The organism is Ktedonobacter racemifer DSM 44963 (genome assembly GCF_000178855.1).
GTDB classification, from domain to species: Bacteria; Chloroflexota; Ktedonobacteria; order Ktedonobacterales; family Ktedonobacteraceae; genus Ktedonobacter; species Ktedonobacter racemifer.
The window spans coordinates 937073-954618 of the sequence record NZ_ADVG01000001.1; the positions used below are offsets into that span (position 1 = coordinate 937073).

A 17546-nucleotide genomic window follows, 5' to 3' on the forward strand; every position below is an offset into this window, starting at 1 on the left:
CATGAAGAGGGGTGATACGTATCACCCCTCTTCGCTTTGACGTGGCAGAACTATGCTAGAAAAATGGATGTGGGTATGGATTTATCTCGTCCACTGTTAGCGGGTGACTCTGATAGCCCAGCGTATATGGGAGTTGGTGCAGGCGCTCAAACCCGGTAACGCGGCGGTTATATTGTCCAAAGGTCATGGGAAGCATCCCAGGCATGAGTACTTTCACACAGTGTAGGCCACAAGCACTGTGTTCTGGCGCGGTCTGATCGACTACCATAATATCAATACCACGCTTGAGATAGTAGCTAGTCAGTGATTCCAGGTCTTCACGCAAGTCCAGGCACTCTGACGGTTGCACATAAAAATCACGGAATCCTTCCTGGAAAGTTTGCTGGCGTGGCGTGTGATAGAGAAAGTCTAGACGTTCAAAGGCCTCCGGGAGATAGTACACCAATGGGTGCTGATCCATTTTGAGTACCAGGCTCGAATCCGCGAGCAGCTTCAGGGCCTCGGCTCTGTTGTGTTGATTCAACCAGCGCGGAAAAGCCAGGAACATGGCAAACTCGCGCAGTGCTTTCAACACGGCTTGCTCAGGATGAGGATGTGAACCAGCCGCGACAAAGGCCTTTGGCATCTCATCTCGATTTTGTTCATCGACGCATAATAGGCAGATGCAGGGAACCGCGTGATCCAGGGTGATATTAAAAGCGCGGATCGTATACCCTGAATGATACTCAAGGTGTTCAATAAGCAAACGAATCGTAGGATCTGTGAGCGAGTGCAGATCCAGGCGCGGCACCTGGAGCCGAGCATACCACGTGAGTAAGAAAGCATCGCGCTCAGCTACTTCGAGCATGCCATGGAAGATCGCCTCTTCCTGGCAATTTCCAAGCGCACAACCATTAGATATTTCGAAGGCAAAAACTGGATTGTCTTTGCTTGCGGGAACACTATAATAAGCGCAGTGTTCTGGGATGAGGAGGGGAGCTTGCCTCTGGAAAGAATACCCCCACACCCAGCGGCAGAGCAGATCATGATGATATGGAATCAATTGACGACAGGCATGACTCTGCCTGTGCTGCTCGTATTGTTCTGGAGTATGCAGTCCCAGGACAGTGGGATCAAGTACCGGTTGCCCATCTCGGACGAGCCGGTTGTAGCTCGCTTGCACTGTGGTACGTTTACCTCTGGGACGCGAGCCAGCATAGCGCTCAATGGCCTCCAGCACAGAGACCACCTTGCTCTGTTCTGGGCGTAGCGTACAACCAGTGCCGGTCATTGTCTCTCCAGCCGAGAAGAGATGCGATGAGGCTGTCGGCAAGAGATTTGAATTCTCTACGACAAGCGTAGAGATCAGCCCCGTCTGCGGTTCAACGTACGTTGAGAGGATCTGTTCGGGGGTGGATGCTGGCTGACTGATACGGTAGGAAAACACATCCGCTTTAGGCCGCGATTGGAGCTCAATGACTGCCTGTTCCGCCTCATCTCTGGGAAGCTGTCCACAGTCAGGACAGGCAGGAAATGGAAGGAACGCATGACTGCGGCACTCTAGCGTTGCCAGTGAGAGAGTGAACAGAGCACTCTCCGTCTGGAGTTGGCCTGATCGCTGCAAATATGTGGCAACTTCCCTGCTGGCAAGCGCTGCCAATGTCTCCAGACTGAAGGATGAGAGCCAGGGTTGTGAGGCGACTGGTTCCCGCTCATGAGAGAGATACTGGTGCAGAAGCTCACGATCACCCTCAAAGGACGCGGCCCCTAATTTACGTAGCTCGGCACAGCTTACGCATCCCTGCTTGTGGGGAACGACACAAGGGCCAAGCACACCTTCATCAAATTGCGTGTACACAGGAAGCAACGCTACATCAGCTTGCAGACAACGCCGATTGAGCTCCCGAAGTATTCTAGGTGCCCAGGTATCGCTGCAATACACAATGATGCTACACGCTGCCAATTGCTGGGAAGAACTCTCTGTCGTCAAAGGCATGATTTGATGTGTGTTCTCAAGATGACGTTTCATCTGCTGGTGGATGAGTCCCTGCCCAATAAGCCCAATCGAGTAGTTCTGCTTCTCGCTCATGAGATTATCTCCCCTCCTGCGACGCTTTTCCGCTTAAAAGCACACGCACAATATATGGCAATACCTGGGTCAGGGCCGAATCATGATCCAAGGGCACGACAAACGCTTGTAAATCATTCTTCTGCAATTGCTGTAATAGCCACTCATTCCTGGCTTGCCATGCACCTGGCAATGCGTAATCAGGCACAAGCATCTGGTCACCGCGAAGGTTGACCGCAAAATCTGGGACAGGACTTAGCGCGTATGCAGGCTGTTGAAAGTGGGTGGCCTGGTACTGCTGCAATGCCTGTTCCAGTCCCCTGTTCAAGGCCAGAGCGCTATCGCAATGTGTGCTGTATGCAACGGCCTTCTCACCGGCACACACAGCAAAGGTTGGAACACCTAACCGGCCAGTGATATCGTAAGCGGTGATCTGCTCACCTGCTGCTTTGAGCTGGCGATAGAGGTATGCTCCTGTTGGAGTTGAGCATGCCCTTTCAAGGTCAATCTGGGGATATGGCTGCTGTGCGGTCTTCAATCGGGCAACAGTGAGGTAGCAACACCAATCCAACAGTGCCTGGCAGATTGCTTCCTCCCAGGTCATTCCGGACCCAATCCCTCGCTCATGCTCGCAGGAAGAAGAGAAAACAGAGATCGCTGGCACAAGCGCGGCCTGTTGCGTCTGTAAATCCAGCGCCCAGGTCCACATCTCACTTTCTGAAGAGGACGCTTTTAGAGCAAGCAATTGCTCGGATGCTATGGTAGGCAAAGCCGCTTGTTGTACCGCTTCAAAAGAAAGCAATCGTCGTTGGTCCACACAATTGGCCGCATAGCGCTCACAGGCTTTTTGCGCTACACGCGTTCTCGCGCCTCTTGTATCAATGCTTGCAGCAACAACGCTGAGGGTTTCCGGGTGATCTTCCCTGGATAGGAGATGAGATATCTTGACCTTAGACACCGCGAGAGGCAGCCTCACAAAGTGACTGTTCTCAACTGCTGTAAAGAGTCCCACGCACGCATCAACACAATGAGCAAATTTTTCCAGGAAGTGGTCCAGGTCAACTGGCTCCTGCTGCTGCACGCTATGCATCTGCTCCAGGAACTGCGATGCGGTTTGGGCAGTAGTATGTCGACAGGCCTGACAATGAGGGTGCGGCAGAAAGGTGTGGCTCTCACTCAGGGATGTTTGGGTGTGAAGTGCGCTTATCTTTCCGCCAGTTTCTGTAGGGCCAGCTTGCGTAAAATGCCGAAATACGTCAAAGAGAAGTCGATTGGCAAGTATGCTAGATCCCTGCGCGACAGCAGGTTGGCTACTAGATGGCAGTGGCAGATCGCGAAATTCATAGTGTGCAGGCTGGTCTGCATCAGCCAGATTAGCTTGCAGGCGTCGCCATGCGCATTCCCAGCAGGCATCAGTCTCTGGACATACCAGCGGGCCAATCCAGGCATGATCATCGACCGTAATGGCCTGGAGCAGCGTTTTCCCCTCCTCAATGCACAGCCTGTTTAAGAGCTGCGCGCGTGCTAGCATGGGGCTTTGTGCAATGTGAAGAATGGCATCATAAGCCTGGATAGTATGGCGCACCTCCGCCTCGTTAGCCCATGAGAGAGGATCGATCACTTGCATATCTTCTGCCGAAGCATCACTCATAAACAAATTTAGCATCTCCTGGCGGAAACGCTCTTCCTCTGACGTTGTGATTACGCTGACGTTCTTTATGCCACATTGGCGGCTTGCATGGATGAGCGAAACACAGGCAAGTCCATCACCGACAAACAGAAAATGCTTATCACGAAACGCTTCAAATCTATGGGTGGCCGACGTTTGAAACGACTCAATGAAAGCAATGTTGGAGGCGTAGCTTTCTTGCTCTAGCAGGGGAAGCGTATGCGGTTGATCCTGGCTGCTATCAGTAAGAAAATGATGGGTGAACAATTTCTCGATCAGATTCGTCACCATCCGTTTTCTATCTGCATCCAGGCCTTCTGTTATCTCTCCAAGCGTCACCTTGCTATCGAGATGGGGAATGAGTTGTTGTAAGAGCAGATATAAGCTTTTTCCTTTCAGAATGAGGCGGTTATTGTTTCCACGTAAATAGACGCCATCGGGCAGAGGGACACAGTAAGTATCTGCCTTCCAGGTTGGCTGCATATTTCGCATTGACATAGATTTCATTCCCCTTTGTGGGTGTCCTTGTTCAGGATCGTTAAGATCCTGAACAAGGACTGAAAAGCATCCCATTTCTAGAGAGAAAGTTATCTCAACAATGCTCTGCTACCTGATATATACAGAGCTAGCTAACTTTCCCTGTTGTGGTCAGGCAAGCTTAGCCCCAGCCTCCACAGCTGCCACAACTTCCGCCACCCCAGCCTCCACAGCTGCCACAACTTCCGCCACCCCAGCCTCCACAGCTGCCACAACTTCCGCCACCCCAGCCTCCACAGCTTTCACAGCTTCCGCCACCCCAGCCACCACAGCTTCCGCCCCAGCCACCACAGCTTCCGCCCCAGCCGTGGCCGCGGCAGCTTCCGCCCCAGCCTCCACAGCTTCCACCCCAACCTCCGCAGCTTCCACCCCCACCCCAGCTTCCACCCCTATCCCACCAAGTTCCACCCCCACCACCCCAACCACAGCTTCCACAGCTTCCACCCCAACCTCCACAGCTTCCACCCCAACCTCCCTGAATACGACCAATTCCAGGAACCTCAACCTCTTCCAGATTTTCATCTGTCAGATCTACAAAATCCACAAGCTGTTCGGAAAGCTTTTTCTCACTCGCCAGACTGTTGTTATTAGTCGGTTTCATAGTTTGTTTTCCTTCCTGCTTGGAGCTTGTAAGTGCCCGTTAGTTCGCTCAAAGGTTCCCTGCGGAAAGCTTTCTCTCCCGCGCCTAACTATCGTTATTAGTTGTTTTCATAGTTTGTTTTCCTTCCTACTTGGAGTTTGTAAGTACCTGTTAGTTCGCTCAAAGGTTCCCTGCGCTAACTTCCGCGACTAGACATCCATAAGTCGCTTACAAGAAAAGTATGGTTATACCTACCAAATCGATTGATTCGCATTTATTTTTGGATTCACAAAGGGTGGTTACGCCAGCAAACGTGTTCTAATACTTCAAAATCAGCTCTCGAATCGCGAAATTGCTGTCGTAACGCGCCTCCCTGGCGATCGAGTCAGGCAGCAGATGCTGGGAGAGGAGAAGTTGAATGGCTCGCCGGCGGCAAGAGGTACATGGGCCATACTCATATATGCAGAGCAGCGACTCAGCACAGAAAGTAGTGGAATGCGCTTCGAAAATTTCGAGTGTGCTAATGCCTGCACTATGTAGGCGATCTTTATCACTTTCTTGGGCAAGCGCACTTTCGATGAGAACATGGTCGCCTTCCTGGTAATTCTTGATTAGAAGATCGAGCACCTCGTAGTTTTCGGTTGAGGATTGCAGTAAGCGCAGAGCCAGGGCATGCACGGTGGGATGCTCAATATGGGCCAGCGCATCGATTGCTGCCAGGGCTATATCACTGCTGGCAGACTCTGCTAAAGTGAGCAGCCTTTCAAAGTTAAGGGGAAAGCGTCGAAAGCGAAAGATCGTTAGATATGGCAGGAGAAAAGTATCCTCTGCGAGAAGCAGATCGTGCGCGACCTCCACCAGCATCTCTTCGCTGGCATCGCGCCCCCAGCGCGCAAAACGGGGGAGACGCGGGTCTACATCGCCTACTTCACGTATAGGTTCCGTCTGCCATTGCGTAATCCACTGCTTCACCTTGTCATAGGGAGTTGTGCTTACCTTATGCCGCCTGCTTCTCGCCAGTTGATGCTCACGCGGATAGGCAATGTAGGCTTTAAGGCCGGGATCATCAATCTCACGCTCAATATATTGTCTAACAGCCTCCGCGCCAAAACGCTCTTCGACAATGTCGATGTACCATCCATTCAGCGTAGGCGTAAATGGGTCGGGAAGCGAGTAGAGATGTTTTGCCACAAAGAGAAAGCCCGCGAGACTATCTAGCTCAATCAAATCGTCTGCGCCAAACTCGCAGTGACTTGTCGCACGTCTCATAAAGAGGATGCAACTGTTTCCAAAAAGGTAGGAAAAAGGGATTAACCGTGGGCAAGACGCCACACTTTCGGGCTTCTTGACAGATGAGGACATCTGTTCTATACTTAAGGAAACATCAGGTAGGAGAAAGAGCAGAACCGCATGATTCGCGCCCATAAGATCAGACTGCATCCCACCTCAGAACAGGCTAACTCCTTTGCATGCGCCGCAGGGGTGGCCCGCTTCGTGTGGAATTGGGCGCTGGCCGAGTGGAATCGGCAATATGAAGCCGGGGAGAAACCAACGGCGCTCAAGCTCAAAAAACACTTCAACCAGATCAGGCGGGAGCAATTCCCCTGGACCTGGGATGTGACCAAGAACGCCTCTGACCAGCCCTTTCTCGATCTGGGCAAAGCCTTTACGGCGTTCTTCGAGGGGAAGGCTCGCCGTCCGAAGTTCAAGAGCAAGAAACGCAGCAAGCCGAGCTTCTATCTCGCCAACGACCAATTCGAGGTCGGAGATCATCGCCTCTGGGTTCCAAAGCTCGGATGGGTCAATATGGCCGAGAATCTCCGCTTTCAGGGAAAAGTTCTCGGTGCACGCATCACCAGAACAGCAGATTGGTGGTTCGTGAGCATCCAGGTCGAACTCCCTGAGGAGATAGCGGTGAAGAAAGCGGCAGCGGTGGGCATCGATGTCGGACTGAACCGCCTGGCGACCTTGAGTACGGGAGAGCAAGTCGAGAACCAAGCCTTTCTCAAAACCGCGCTCAAGAAGCTGCGCCAGGCCAACAAACGCCTGCATCGCAGAAAACCGGGATCCCGCGAATCGGGAAAAAGCGCGCAGGCAGGTGGCACGCCTGCACTACCAGATTGTGTGCTTGCGCCAGGATGTCCTTCAGAAGCTCTCGACCAGGCTGGCGGACAGTTATGGAATCATCGGGGTGGAGAACCTGCATCTCAAGGGGCTGCTCAAAAACCGGCGCCTAGCCCGCGCGTTCTCCGACGCCTCGTTGGGCACTCTGGTGCGCCTGCTGGAAGCCAAGGCCACCCAACGAGGTGGACAGGTGATCAAGGTAGACCGTTTCTTTCCTTCCAGTAAGACCTGCCACTGCTGTGGGTGGACATGGGATCAGATGACCCTCAAGGATCGCATCTTTGTGTGCCAGAACTCCTCCTGCCCGTATTTTCAATTTCCCCAGGATCGCGACCACAATGCTGGTCACAATGTCCTGCGGGAAGCCCTGCGCCTGATCGGGCTCATTGATCAAGCCGTCTCCGGTACTGGCTCGGACGAAGACGTAAACTGGGCTGTGGACGCGGGGTAAGACCAAAAAGACCAGCCGGTCTTGAGGCACCTACGGATGAAGCAGCAACAACGAAAGACGCAGGAAGGCGATGCTTGCATACGTTTTCCTACATTAATCGGAGCAGATCATAGGTAGCCTGGCGAAAGGCTTCATCACCCTGTTGCGCAAAGAGGACGCCAAACTCAAACAACTGGCTCGCGTCCCAGTCCAATTCATCGAAATCATCCTCGGGCGGTGCGGGCAGCGCCTTCATAGCTGCAAGAATGGCGTCGCGGTAGAAGGCCTGGTCCTGCGTAAGCTGGATAATCTCAAAAAGATATCCGGTCTTATTGCCCTCGCTCTGAGGGTCATAGGTTGTGTTGAGCAGACAATGAGCGAGAATCAGGTCCTTGTATGGTTCAGCATCATGCTCTTCCAAGAAGAGCAACGCACGCCCCAAGCCCATTTGCAGGATACGATCAAACTCGTCTCTTTGCACGTTAGATCCTTTTGCATTTTATTACGTATACAATAATATGAATAATATTTCATCGATGATATTTTGCCGCAAAAGCATTGCTTTGCGGTATGCCATGCAAAGGCATGAGTATTCATGGTACAATAGAAGATGCGACAGTTCCAGGTTAGCTTATACTATTTTTTAGGTGTCAGAGAAAGGGAAAATAGCGACATCTTTTGTACTGTTGTTTCCTATACATTTCGTAGAACACTCGTATAACTTCTTAGCAAGCATGTTGTGGATGAGGAAGGTAGGGTGCGTGTGGAGCCGAAAACCAACAGTCAATTGTATGCCTCTGGAGTACAAGCAGCAGGGAAGCACCAATCGATGGAACTAGTACCAACTATGCAACTAGAGCCGATCCTGGAGCATCTCTCCAGTGGGGTCGCACTGCTTGATGCCCGTACCCTGAATATTCGCTATGCCAATTCCTACCTACGTACGCTGATGAGCGAGCCATGGAGCAGCTATCAGGAAGTGCGTGGACGACATATACGCGAGATTCTCCCCACAGAAGTCTTTGCGGCGGCCCTACCACGTCTGCAAGAGGTCGCCAATACCCATCACGCTCTGCGCTACACCGAGGTCCCCTATGAAGGCCTGCTAGAGGCACGTGGACGAACCTACTGGCAGCTGGGTTTAGAGTATGTGCGCGTGTCCTGTGATGGGCAGGAGGCGCAGCCAATGCTCCTGATCACGCTCGAGGATGTGACGGAGCAGGTACGCTCTCGCCTGCATTTGAACGCGATTCATAACATCTCAGCGGTCATCGCCGGTCCCACGGGCCTCCCCCAGGTGCTTGATGGCATCCTGCAAGCCTTGAACGAGATGATCGGCGCCAAGCGCTGCGCGATCCTGCTCACCGAGCAGGCCACGACAGAGGGAGAGCGCAGCCAGGCTCAAACACCTGAAGCGCAAGCCCGACCTTTACGCTTTATACGCATCGCCGCCCGCAAGGGCATCCACCCCATGTCCTATGAGTGGAGTCCCGAGAAGAGTCAGCACACCCTGCTGGCCCAGGTAACCGCGAGTCGTCACGCCCTGATCATCCCCAATACCAGTACCCAGCCCGAGCTGGAACTGCCATTGATCGATGATCATGGTACACCCTGCCGCCCTGGCTCTGCCCTGTGTGTACCTATTCATGTTCCCTACGAGGGTGATACTACCGCACCAGCTCAGCCTGCGACAACACTTGATATGCGCAGCATCCTGGGCACCATTGAGGTCTACCATAAGCGAGCGCGGGGCTTCCCCGCCGAGGAGGTACAGCTCCTGGAGCGCTTCGCACAACAGGCCGGGCTGGCCATTCATAACGCGCGCCTCTTCCGTGGTATCGAGAACTGGGCCAGGACCGCGAACCGCCAGGCACACCAGCAGCAGAATATGATGCGCGCGATTCCCGATGGTATCGTCATCTTTGACCCCCGCTGGCGCGTGGCCGATGCCAATCCCGCGGCCTGTCAGCTCTTTGGCTGGGGCGAGGAGATCCAGGGCCTCTCTATCCAGGAACTGGTGACACGCAGCGTGCCGCTGCTACCACACGAAGTCACGGCCAGCCCGGACTTTATTGCCGTCCTGGAGGAGCGCGCACTCAACCGCGTCATCGATGAGATGAAGCTCATCAGTCCTGGTGGAGAGAGCTACACCCTGCGCTGCTCCTATACGCCTATCCGTGACGACTCAGGCGATATCTTCGCCTTTATCATTGTCTATCACGACATCAGCGAAGAGGCTGCGGCCATGGAGCGCATTGAGGCCGAAGTCATCAAGCGAACAGCTGAACTGGCCCAGCGCAACACAGCCCTTCAGCAGACCAAGGCCCATCAGGAGCTTACCAATGCCCGCCTGCAACTCCTGCTCACCCGCATGCCCTCAGGCGTGCTCCTCGTCAATGCCCCGGACGCGCACATCAATCTCATCAATCAGCGTGGCATCCAGCTCTTACAAAAGATGGGCCTGTCCCTGGAACCTCTTGATGATCCAGACCAGGCAGCTCAGAACGCCATTGGCCTCTGCTACGACACCTTGCTATGTAGCGTCACCATGTATAATTCAACAGGGCAAGTAGTGCCGTATGAAGAACAGCCTATGTACCTGGCGCTACACAAAGGACAGGCTAGCGAGGCCGAGTTAAATATGACGCGTGAAGATGGCTCGATCACGTGTATGCTCGTCAATGCGGCGCCAATGCTCTCACCAGAGGGGACCATCACCAGCGCCGTTGTTGTAATGCACGATATTAGCCGAACCAAGGCCCTGGAGCGTGCACGCGAAGATCTCTTCAATACCATGGCTCATGAATTGAAGACACCCCTGGCAAACATTCGCGCCCACCTGAGCGCACTCCTGACACCCGATCTCAAGTTTACCCATGAAGAACAATCAGGCTATCTGCAAACCGCAGACGAGCAAGTAGAGCGCCTGGTAGGTATGGTCAACCATTTTCTGGATGCCTCGCGGGTGGAGGCGGGAGCGCTACGGCTTGACCAGGAGCCAATCATCATCCCAGAGCTTTTTGAAGACCTGCAAGAGCGCCTGGAGGCCCTGATCTTGGGTTCCAGCCGCCAGTTACAGATCACGGTCCCCCCAAAGGTACCAGCGGTAGAAGGCGATTATGAGCTAATTATGAGTGTACTCACAAACCTGTTGAGTAATGCCTTTAATTACGCCCCGGATGGCGATATAATTCAGCTAGAGGCGGAAATTGTCAGGAGTGGGAAGCAGCGAGGCGCGACAGGGGTCACCCTACGCGTCACCGATCACGGTCCGGGTATGAGCGAGGAGCTACAGAGAGCCATTTTCAGGCGCTTTAACACCTTCGCTGCAATGCGCAATCGTTCCCAGGAGCAGCCTACCCCAACACGCAAACGTGGCGCCGCGCGCTGGAGTCCCGGCACAGGCTTAGGGCTCTACATCAGCCGGGGCATCATCGAGGCCCATGGCAGCAAGCTGACGCTCCGCACCAGCCCGGGTCAGGGAGCCAGCTTCGCGTTCACGCTTCCGCTCTACGTGACACAGCCAGCAGGGGAACATTAGAGGTTGCACGACGCCGCTCATGGAGTTTGACACAATAATGTGGAAAGAACCCCAGTAAATTCAAGCGATCTGCAATGCAAGCGATAGATATTTTTTTCGGTAGAGACCAGCTTTAGCGCGTCCGAATGCCATTCATGGCAGTGCGGCGCAAGCCGTTCTTTGTCTGGGGAACGCGTCCTCCCCACAATGACGAAACAGGAGCGTTTTAGGCTAGCGCCGAAGTGCGATCAATCGCCTTCGGACGCGCTAAAGCTGGTCCCTACCAAGGTTATACCGGACTTGGAAGGGACACAACATGGCAGCCAGCGAAAAAAAGACGCGTATACTCTGTATTGAAGATGATGCCCAGATGCGCACCTTTCTGACTGCGCAGCTCAAGGCGCGTGGTTTTCAAACGCAAGCCGTACGCGATGGAGCACAGGCCATCGATGTAGCCGCCATCTTCCAGCCCCAGCTCGTGTTGCTCGATCTGTCGCTGCCTTCCCTGGATGGTCTGACCTTTCTGCGACGATTGCGCGAATGGAGCAAGGCGCCCGTGATCGTCCTCTCGGCCCATGATGAGGAGCCGATCAAGATCAAAGCGCTGGACATGGGCGCCGACGACTATCTCACCAAGCCCTTTAGCTTAAACGAGCTACTGGCGCGCATACGCGTCGCGCTCAGGCGGAGCGAGGAGACGGACCGACTGCGCAACAATGCCGTGGCAGAGCAGCAGCGTCCAGGGTATAGCTATGGTGGACAGAATGGACTCCGGGTCAACTTTGCCCGCAGACAGGTCATCGCCAATGGACAGGAGGTACATCTCACCCCAACTGAGTATGACCTGCTCTGCGAGCTTACACGCCATCCCGGTAAGGTACTCACACACCGCGAACTGCTACAGCGCGTGTGGGGATCAGACTATAGCGGGGAGAACACCTACCTGCGTACCTTCATCCGTCACCTGCGCCGAAAGTTGGAGCCAGATCCAGCCAACCCACGCTTCCTACACAATGAGCTGGGGGTAGGCTACTATGTGCCTGCGCCCGATACCGAAAGCGATCTGGAAACAGAGGCCCAGGGTACCCCCTCACAGCCCTAAAACAAGATCAGGCGCAGCCACATATATTTCAATATTTTTCACACCATTTTCACAGAACACGCCTGATCTTTACGTCTTTCTCACTCCTTTTCGGGTACACTATAAAAACGGAGGCAGAAGAACTCGCGCCTTCGCGTCGCACCAGTCGACGCACCGCCTAGCGGTACATCATCACCTCAGCGGGATGCAAGTGATATGCACAACATACAAGCGGCGAGTGACCAAACTGGTCGTGACGACCATGTGAGCTTGTCAAAAGGAGCACAGGCACTGCAACAAGTATTGGCCCAACCGACAAAAGAAGTACTGGCAATGCAAAAGCCTCTCAAGCATCTCTTAGTGGTTGAGGACGATCTTGATCTTGCGAGCCTCGAAGCGAATTTCCTGGCAACTCATGGCTTTACTGTTATCACCGTACACAATGGAGAGGATGCCATAGCTTTCTTGCAGAGCAGTCTCCCTGATATGGTCGTACTCGACATCGAACTGGCTGGCAGCTTAAACGGCTGGCAGGTGTTACGCTCCCTGCGACACCGCGCCAACATCCCGGTTTTGCTGACGACAAGCGCGATTGTGGGGGTACGCAAACAGTTACGAGACCATGCAGAAAGCCGAGCGACCCTCGACCACCTGGCAAAACCGTACACCATGCCTTCCCTCCTTAAACAGGTGCAGCGCATGTTGATGGTCGCACCCAATTCGTAAGCCATTGATTCTTCAATAAGGAGGTTCATATGGATCGCAAGGAAGATCGAGATATCCTGCGCAAGGGTGGTTTCGCTGAGAATGAAGTAGTAGAGTTGAGTAAACTGCGTGCCTTCCACGCGGAGAAAGAGAAGCAACAGGCCGCAGCTACGAAGCGTCGCCTGGAGTTTATTCGCTGGCTCGTCGTCACTGGGAAGTTGAGCGACCAGATCGCTTGATAAGGAAATATACCAGCGCTTTAGCCTGGAACAGATACACAACCGGTTTCTAGATAGCCAGAGAGACAAGCTTTGAGCAGAAAGCTTAGAAATGGCTTAGAAATCGGTTGTTTTGCTTAAAAAAAAGAAACCATGGATGCCACAAGAAATTTCTGCATGTGGCAGCATCCATGGTCCTGAACGAATCAGCACGAGTCTGGGTCTTTTCCCCATACCCCACCTCCTTCTAGCCAGCACCTATGAGTGCTGTAGGTGAGGAGTAGGCGCCACCAGGCCGTCGAGCGAAACCACAATCGAGTCCTCAGGCTCCTGCTCAGACGAGCGTAGCGACTTCATCGCCTCTTCGATGTCCTCATCCGAGAGATACTGAGGCAGAGGCAAACGCGAGACAGTATTTAGAATATTCTCAATAATCCCCGCTGGCGGCTCCATCTGCCCAAGCTGGCTGAAGAGCCTGTCAACCTCATCATCCGCCATGAAATCATCAGCGTTCTCGATATTATTTACAATATCTGCATTGAAGAAATCTTTATCAAATGACTGCTTGTCCATATCTGCTCCCTCTTTGTTCGTATGTATTGCTTCTAAGCATATCACGAACAACATAAGAAAGGAGTTTCAGATTTCCAAGCATTCTTATCTAATTTTTAAAAAATTCCTTTGTTAGCTTAGATAGTAGACTTCAATGTCTGCCACTGGAGCGCAAGTGCCTGACGTAGCAATGGGCGCGCACGCTGGAAGTAGGTCTTCGCGGTCGCCTCAGGCATTTTCAAGGTACGACCAATCTCTGAGAAGCTCAACTGACCTGCGTAACGCAGTAAGACAACCGAACGAAACTTGGGAGGGAGATTGTCGATAGCCTGGCGCAAGGCGCGCTTCAAATCATTATGTTCAGCAGTCTCATCAGGCAGTGGGCTATTGTCGGGCATGATATCCAGCGGAGAAAGATCATCATCGTCGCTGGAAGACTCCAACTCGGAGAAGTGAATCGCACGCTTGCGGCGCAGCTCATCGAGACAACGATTACGCGCGACCTGGAATAACCATGCCTTCAAAGGCTCGCCGGTGCGCAGCTTTGGCATGGAAATATACAGCTGCAAGAATACTTGCTGAAGAATATCGTTTGCCAGGTCATAGTCGCCAAGGCAATGGCAGATAAAGTTAAACAGCGCCACTTTATAGCGGCTGACCAGCATTTCAAAACCAGTCTGATCGCCAGCCATTGTGCGCTGGACGAGCATACCATCTGTAATTTGAGCGGCTTCATTCTTCGCCTGGGATTTAGAGCGTTCACGTACTTGCATTCTTGTTCCAACCTCGCTTTCTCTTTGTCCTCTATAGAGTAGCCTCTTCAGGTTGGGAATTCAAGTATTTTTGGGGGTTATAAACTCTGCAATAAACGACTTTAAGCGTAAACTAACAACATTAAGCCCATATAAGCTTAAGCTTAGAGAGAATTTAATCGATTCCTAATCTTCCTCTAATCATTCTCTAAGCGATCTCTAAGCTTTTCCAGGGGCGGGGTGAGGTTGGAACTGCGAGATACCTACATATAGTACGAAGCGCCAATCCCAAAGAGATACAAATCGTTAACTATTGCGAGACTTCGGATGTGCTAAGACAGCCAAATAACACATCTTGGAACGTTTAGATACATCGTTACACAAAGGCATTTACCTCGCAAGCAGGGAGGATAGAAAAAGGCCCCTTCAGCGGTGTGAAGAGGCCTCTGCCCAAGCAATTCTTAAGCATTGCTAGCTGGGCTTAAGCTTTGTGCTGTGCTTTCTGAAAAACTTAAATGCGTGCGAGGTTGGGAGAGCTTAGTAAACGGCTCAGGAACTGGTTCGCGGTGCGCTTGTCCACGCGCTTGCCGATGCGCGCCAGCAGGACGTTGCTTGGCTCCATGCTCACATTGGGTTCGGTGGTGGGATACTCGATAAAGCCTTGCGAGCCGAAGAGGCGCGAGATCAGTTCGCGATAGCGATAGACAGAGATGCCCAGGCTCTCTGTGTCCCAGTGCCAGGAGAGGCCAATGGCGAAGAGAATCATATCTTCAAGGGTGTCCAGTTCCAGGGCAAAGGCCAGCATATTGCGCGCAATACCCGCACCACGCCAATCGGAGCTGACTTCAATCGCGACCTCGTAGAGATTCTCGATGCCCTCCCACCACTCATCAGCGGGGGCAATGGTAACCTGGCCTACAATGGCTCCAAGGGGAGTATGAGCCAGGGTTAGCGCGCAATCAGGACTACGCGCAATATCGAGCAGTAATTGATGCTCGCGCTCGGGCAGACGAGCAAAGGTGCGCAAACCGGGGTCGGGCCGCAAACGCTCCACCAGCGAGACCGGGCAGAAGTCACGCAAGAGTAAAGGGCCTCTAGGGGTCTCCAACGAGCGACTACGCGAGGGCGATGTCGTGGGATCTCGATTGAGATGGAGGAGGTCGAAGAGGCCCGCCAGGGGCGAGCGATGGCGTCCAGCAGGGAAGGCCTGGCGCACCGAGGGGGGAATCACCAGGTGGCGCACCAGGGCCGCCGTGTGGCGATTGGTGCTGCTGATCGACATTCGTCGTGGCTGGGCGGGAAAATGCTCCACGCGGTCCATAAAGGTGAGCGGAAAGTCGTGTGGCATGGAGGATTTCCCCATCACCGACTGCGCCGCCTCATCATCCTCCCTGACCGCGAGCCAGATAGGACGCCAGCGCTCAACCCACGACTCGGGCAACATCTCTGGCAACTCCTGCCCCGTCATCTCGGCCCAGACCATGCTCCAGGCACGCGGAACCACACGATAGAGCGCATAACCACCACCACCGACGGCCACCCAGCGCCCCTGGCTATATGCATCCGCCAGGCGGCGAGCCATCTTGACCTGGGCACGAATGCCACGCATCGTCAGGCTCAGGTGTGTCAGCGGGTCCCAGGCATGGGTGTCACAACCATGTTGCGTCACAATCACATCGGGCGAGAATGAGGCCACCAGCGGCAAGAGTAGCGCTTCCATCATCTCAATATAGGAGTCGTCCTCGGTGAAGGGTTCCAGCGGCACATTGACCGCGAAGCCGCGCCCACTACCACTCCCGGTCTCCAGGACATCTCCAGTCCCTGGAAAGAGATAGCGCCCCGTCTCATGCAGCGAGATCGTCATCACGCGAGGGTCATCATAGAAGGCGCGCTGTACACCATCGCCATGATGGGCGTCAAAATCGATGTAGAGCACCTTGGCCTCGCTGGCCTGCAAGACGTGCGCGATGGCAATGGCCACGTCATTATAGACACAAAAGCCTGAGGCCCGGTCCTGCCAGGCGTGATGCAGACCCCCCGAGGGATGAAAGACGCGCAGGGGGCGCTCCTGCTCCGGCAAGCTCTCTCCCTCTGGCAGGCCCATCACCGTCGATAGCGCAACCAGCGTTCCCCCTGCGATACGCGCGGCAACCTCGTGCATGCCGGGCAAGGCAGGTGTATCATCACCGCCAAAGCCGAAGCGCAGCTCCAGGCGCTGACGCTCTTCGCGCTGGCTCGCGTTGCTCTCATCCTCCGGCGGCTGGCTCAGGCGGTGCACCGCCTGAATATACTCAGGCTCATGCACCAGGCTCAGTTCTTCATAAGTAGCCTGGCGCAGGGGCAAACAGGTATCCTCGTCCTTGGGGTTCCAGAGGCCAGAGCACTCCAGAAGATCCATCAGGGCGCTTAAGCGCGCTGGCTGCAAGGGATGCTGAGGGCCAAAATTGTAACGTAACTCCTCTGTATCGAAGAGTAAGCGAGCCAGGGTGGAGTGGTTGTCTGCCTGCGTGCTGGTCGATGGTGTGATCTCATTCGGCATGAATAGTATCCCCTTCTGCTGGCGAAGCACCAAATGCATATTGAATACCCTCCTGTTGCAAGCGCATCAGCAGGGGAGCTGGATTAATTGTACCCAGGCGCACAACGGCAAGGGAGGGCACTCCACCTTCGGAGGGAGACGCGAGCACGCTGCGAATATGCACATGCATCTGCGAGGCAATGTCCAGGAAGCGCGCCAGGGGCGTAATATCCCCCAGGGGCAGCGTCAAAGTCAGTTGCATTCCTGGCTCAAAAGCCCCCATGGCACGCGAGAGAGCCACCAGGAGATCGCTGCGCGTTACCAGGCCCACCAGGACCGCCTTACTCTCGCCGTCAAGCTGCTCATAGGAGACCACGGGCAGGTAGTTCAAGTTTCGCTCGACCAGGATTTGCGCGGCAGAGGGGACGCTCGTGTTTGGCGTCACACGAATCAAGGCACGATGCATTACCTCCACGACACGGCGCTCAAGCCAGGAGCGTTGCAGCGCTCTACTGGAGGCTTCCTGGCGCGCGAGGGCCGCCAGCATATCGATATCGTGAGAGGTCAGCATACCTTCAAGCAAGAGCAACGTCTTATGCTTCTTCTTGCTCTTTGCTTCTGGATCGGCCACATGACGTACACGCGCCACGGGCAGATGGTGGAAGCCATGTTGGCGCAACAAATTGACAGCATGGGCAAGCGTAGCATCTGGAGCGACTGTCGTTAGATTGGTGGACATAATATCGCGAACAATCATCTATTCCCTCCCTACACGCCAGAACGGAGGCGACGCAGTCTCCCCTTAGTCGGAGA

At 54.0% G+C, this 17546-nt stretch carries 13 protein-coding genes and 1 pseudogene; 5 read left to right on the forward strand and 9 right to left on the reverse strand.

Annotated elements, in window-relative coordinates; genetic code table 11:
• Positions 1–55: 55 nt before the first annotated feature.
• The 4 genes from KRAC_RS04300 to KRAC_RS04315 all read right to left on the reverse strand — a co-directional run bounded on the left by KRAC_RS04300 (position 56) and on the right by KRAC_RS04315 (position 6102).
• A complete protein-coding gene (locus tag KRAC_RS04300) occupies positions 56–2068 on the reverse strand; it encodes a TOMM precursor leader peptide-binding protein (protein ID WP_007904773.1) in 2013 nt (670 codons plus the stop codon).
• A gap of 4 nt (positions 2069–2072) precedes the next feature.
• Complete coding sequence (locus tag KRAC_RS04305) at positions 2073–4214, reverse strand: TOMM precursor leader peptide-binding protein (RefSeq protein ID WP_007904774.1); 2142 nt, start codon at positions 4212–4214, stop codon at positions 2073–2075.
• A gap of 150 nt (positions 4215–4364) precedes the next feature.
• Positions 4365–4775, reverse strand: coding sequence for a hypothetical protein (locus tag KRAC_RS04310; RefSeq protein WP_040441893.1), 411 nt, complete (start codon positions 4773–4775; stop codon positions 4365–4367).
• 376 nt (positions 4776–5151) lie between these two features.
• Complete coding sequence (locus KRAC_RS04315) at positions 5152–6102, reverse strand: hypothetical protein (RefSeq protein WP_157506301.1); 951 nt, start codon at positions 6100–6102, stop codon at positions 5152–5154.
• 141 nt (positions 6103–6243) lie between these two features.
• Here KRAC_RS04315 and KRAC_RS04320 point away from each other — a divergent pair.
• Positions 6244–7408 (forward strand): annotated as a pseudogene (locus KRAC_RS04320) (RNA-guided endonuclease InsQ/TnpB family protein).
• Positions 7409–7496: 88 nt separating this feature from the next.
• On the opposite strand, the gene KRAC_RS04325 reads toward KRAC_RS04320, so the two are convergent.
• Entirely contained in the window at positions 7497–7868 is a 372-nt protein-coding gene (locus KRAC_RS04325) for a hypothetical protein (protein WP_007904778.1), read from the reverse strand.
• A 348-nt stretch (positions 7869–8216) separates the two neighbouring features.
• On the opposite strand from KRAC_RS04325, the gene KRAC_RS04330 reads away from it, so the two are divergent.
• The 4 genes from KRAC_RS04330 to KRAC_RS04345 all read left to right on the forward strand — a co-directional run bounded on the left by KRAC_RS04330 (position 8217) and on the right by KRAC_RS04345 (position 12932).
• Positions 8217–10928 (forward strand): sensor histidine kinase, encoded by a 2712-nt coding sequence (locus KRAC_RS04330; RefSeq protein WP_157506302.1) that lies wholly within the window; start codon positions 8217–8219, stop codon positions 10926–10928.
• Between the two features lie 295 nt (positions 10929–11223).
• Entirely contained in the window at positions 11224–12009 is a 786-nt protein-coding gene (locus KRAC_RS04335; protein ID WP_007904782.1) for a response regulator, read from the forward strand.
• 195 nt (positions 12010–12204) lie between these two features.
• The gene (locus KRAC_RS04340) at positions 12205–12714 is read left to right on the forward strand and encodes a response regulator transcription factor (RefSeq protein WP_007904783.1); all 510 of its coding nucleotides are present in this window, start codon (positions 12205–12207) and stop codon (positions 12712–12714) included.
• A gap of 29 nt (positions 12715–12743) precedes the next feature.
• Positions 12744–12932, forward strand: a complete 189-nt coding sequence (locus KRAC_RS04345) for a hypothetical protein (protein WP_007904785.1) — start codon at positions 12744–12746, stop codon at positions 12930–12932.
• 237 nt (positions 12933–13169) lie between these two features.
• Here KRAC_RS04345 and KRAC_RS04350 read toward each other — a convergent pair whose 3' ends face one another.
• The 4 genes from KRAC_RS04350 to KRAC_RS04365 form a co-directional block, all read right to left on the reverse strand.
• A complete protein-coding gene (locus KRAC_RS04350; RefSeq protein WP_007904789.1) occupies positions 13170–13484 on the reverse strand; it encodes a hypothetical protein in 315 nt (104 codons plus the stop codon).
• 116 nt (positions 13485–13600) lie between these two features.
• Complete coding sequence (locus KRAC_RS04355; RefSeq protein WP_007904790.1) at positions 13601–14236, reverse strand: RNA polymerase sigma factor; 636 nt, start codon at positions 14234–14236, stop codon at positions 13601–13603.
• 490 nt (positions 14237–14726) lie between these two features.
• A complete protein-coding gene (locus tag KRAC_RS60725) occupies positions 14727–16754 on the reverse strand; it encodes an acetoin utilization protein AcuC (protein ID WP_007904791.1) in 2028 nt (675 codons plus the stop codon).
• A complete protein-coding gene (locus KRAC_RS04365; protein ID WP_007904793.1) occupies positions 16744–17490 on the reverse strand; it encodes a CBS domain-containing protein in 747 nt (248 codons plus the stop codon). Before KRAC_RS04365 ends, KRAC_RS60725 begins: the two co-directional genes overlap by 11 nt.
• Positions 17491–17546 lie beyond the last annotated feature (56 nt).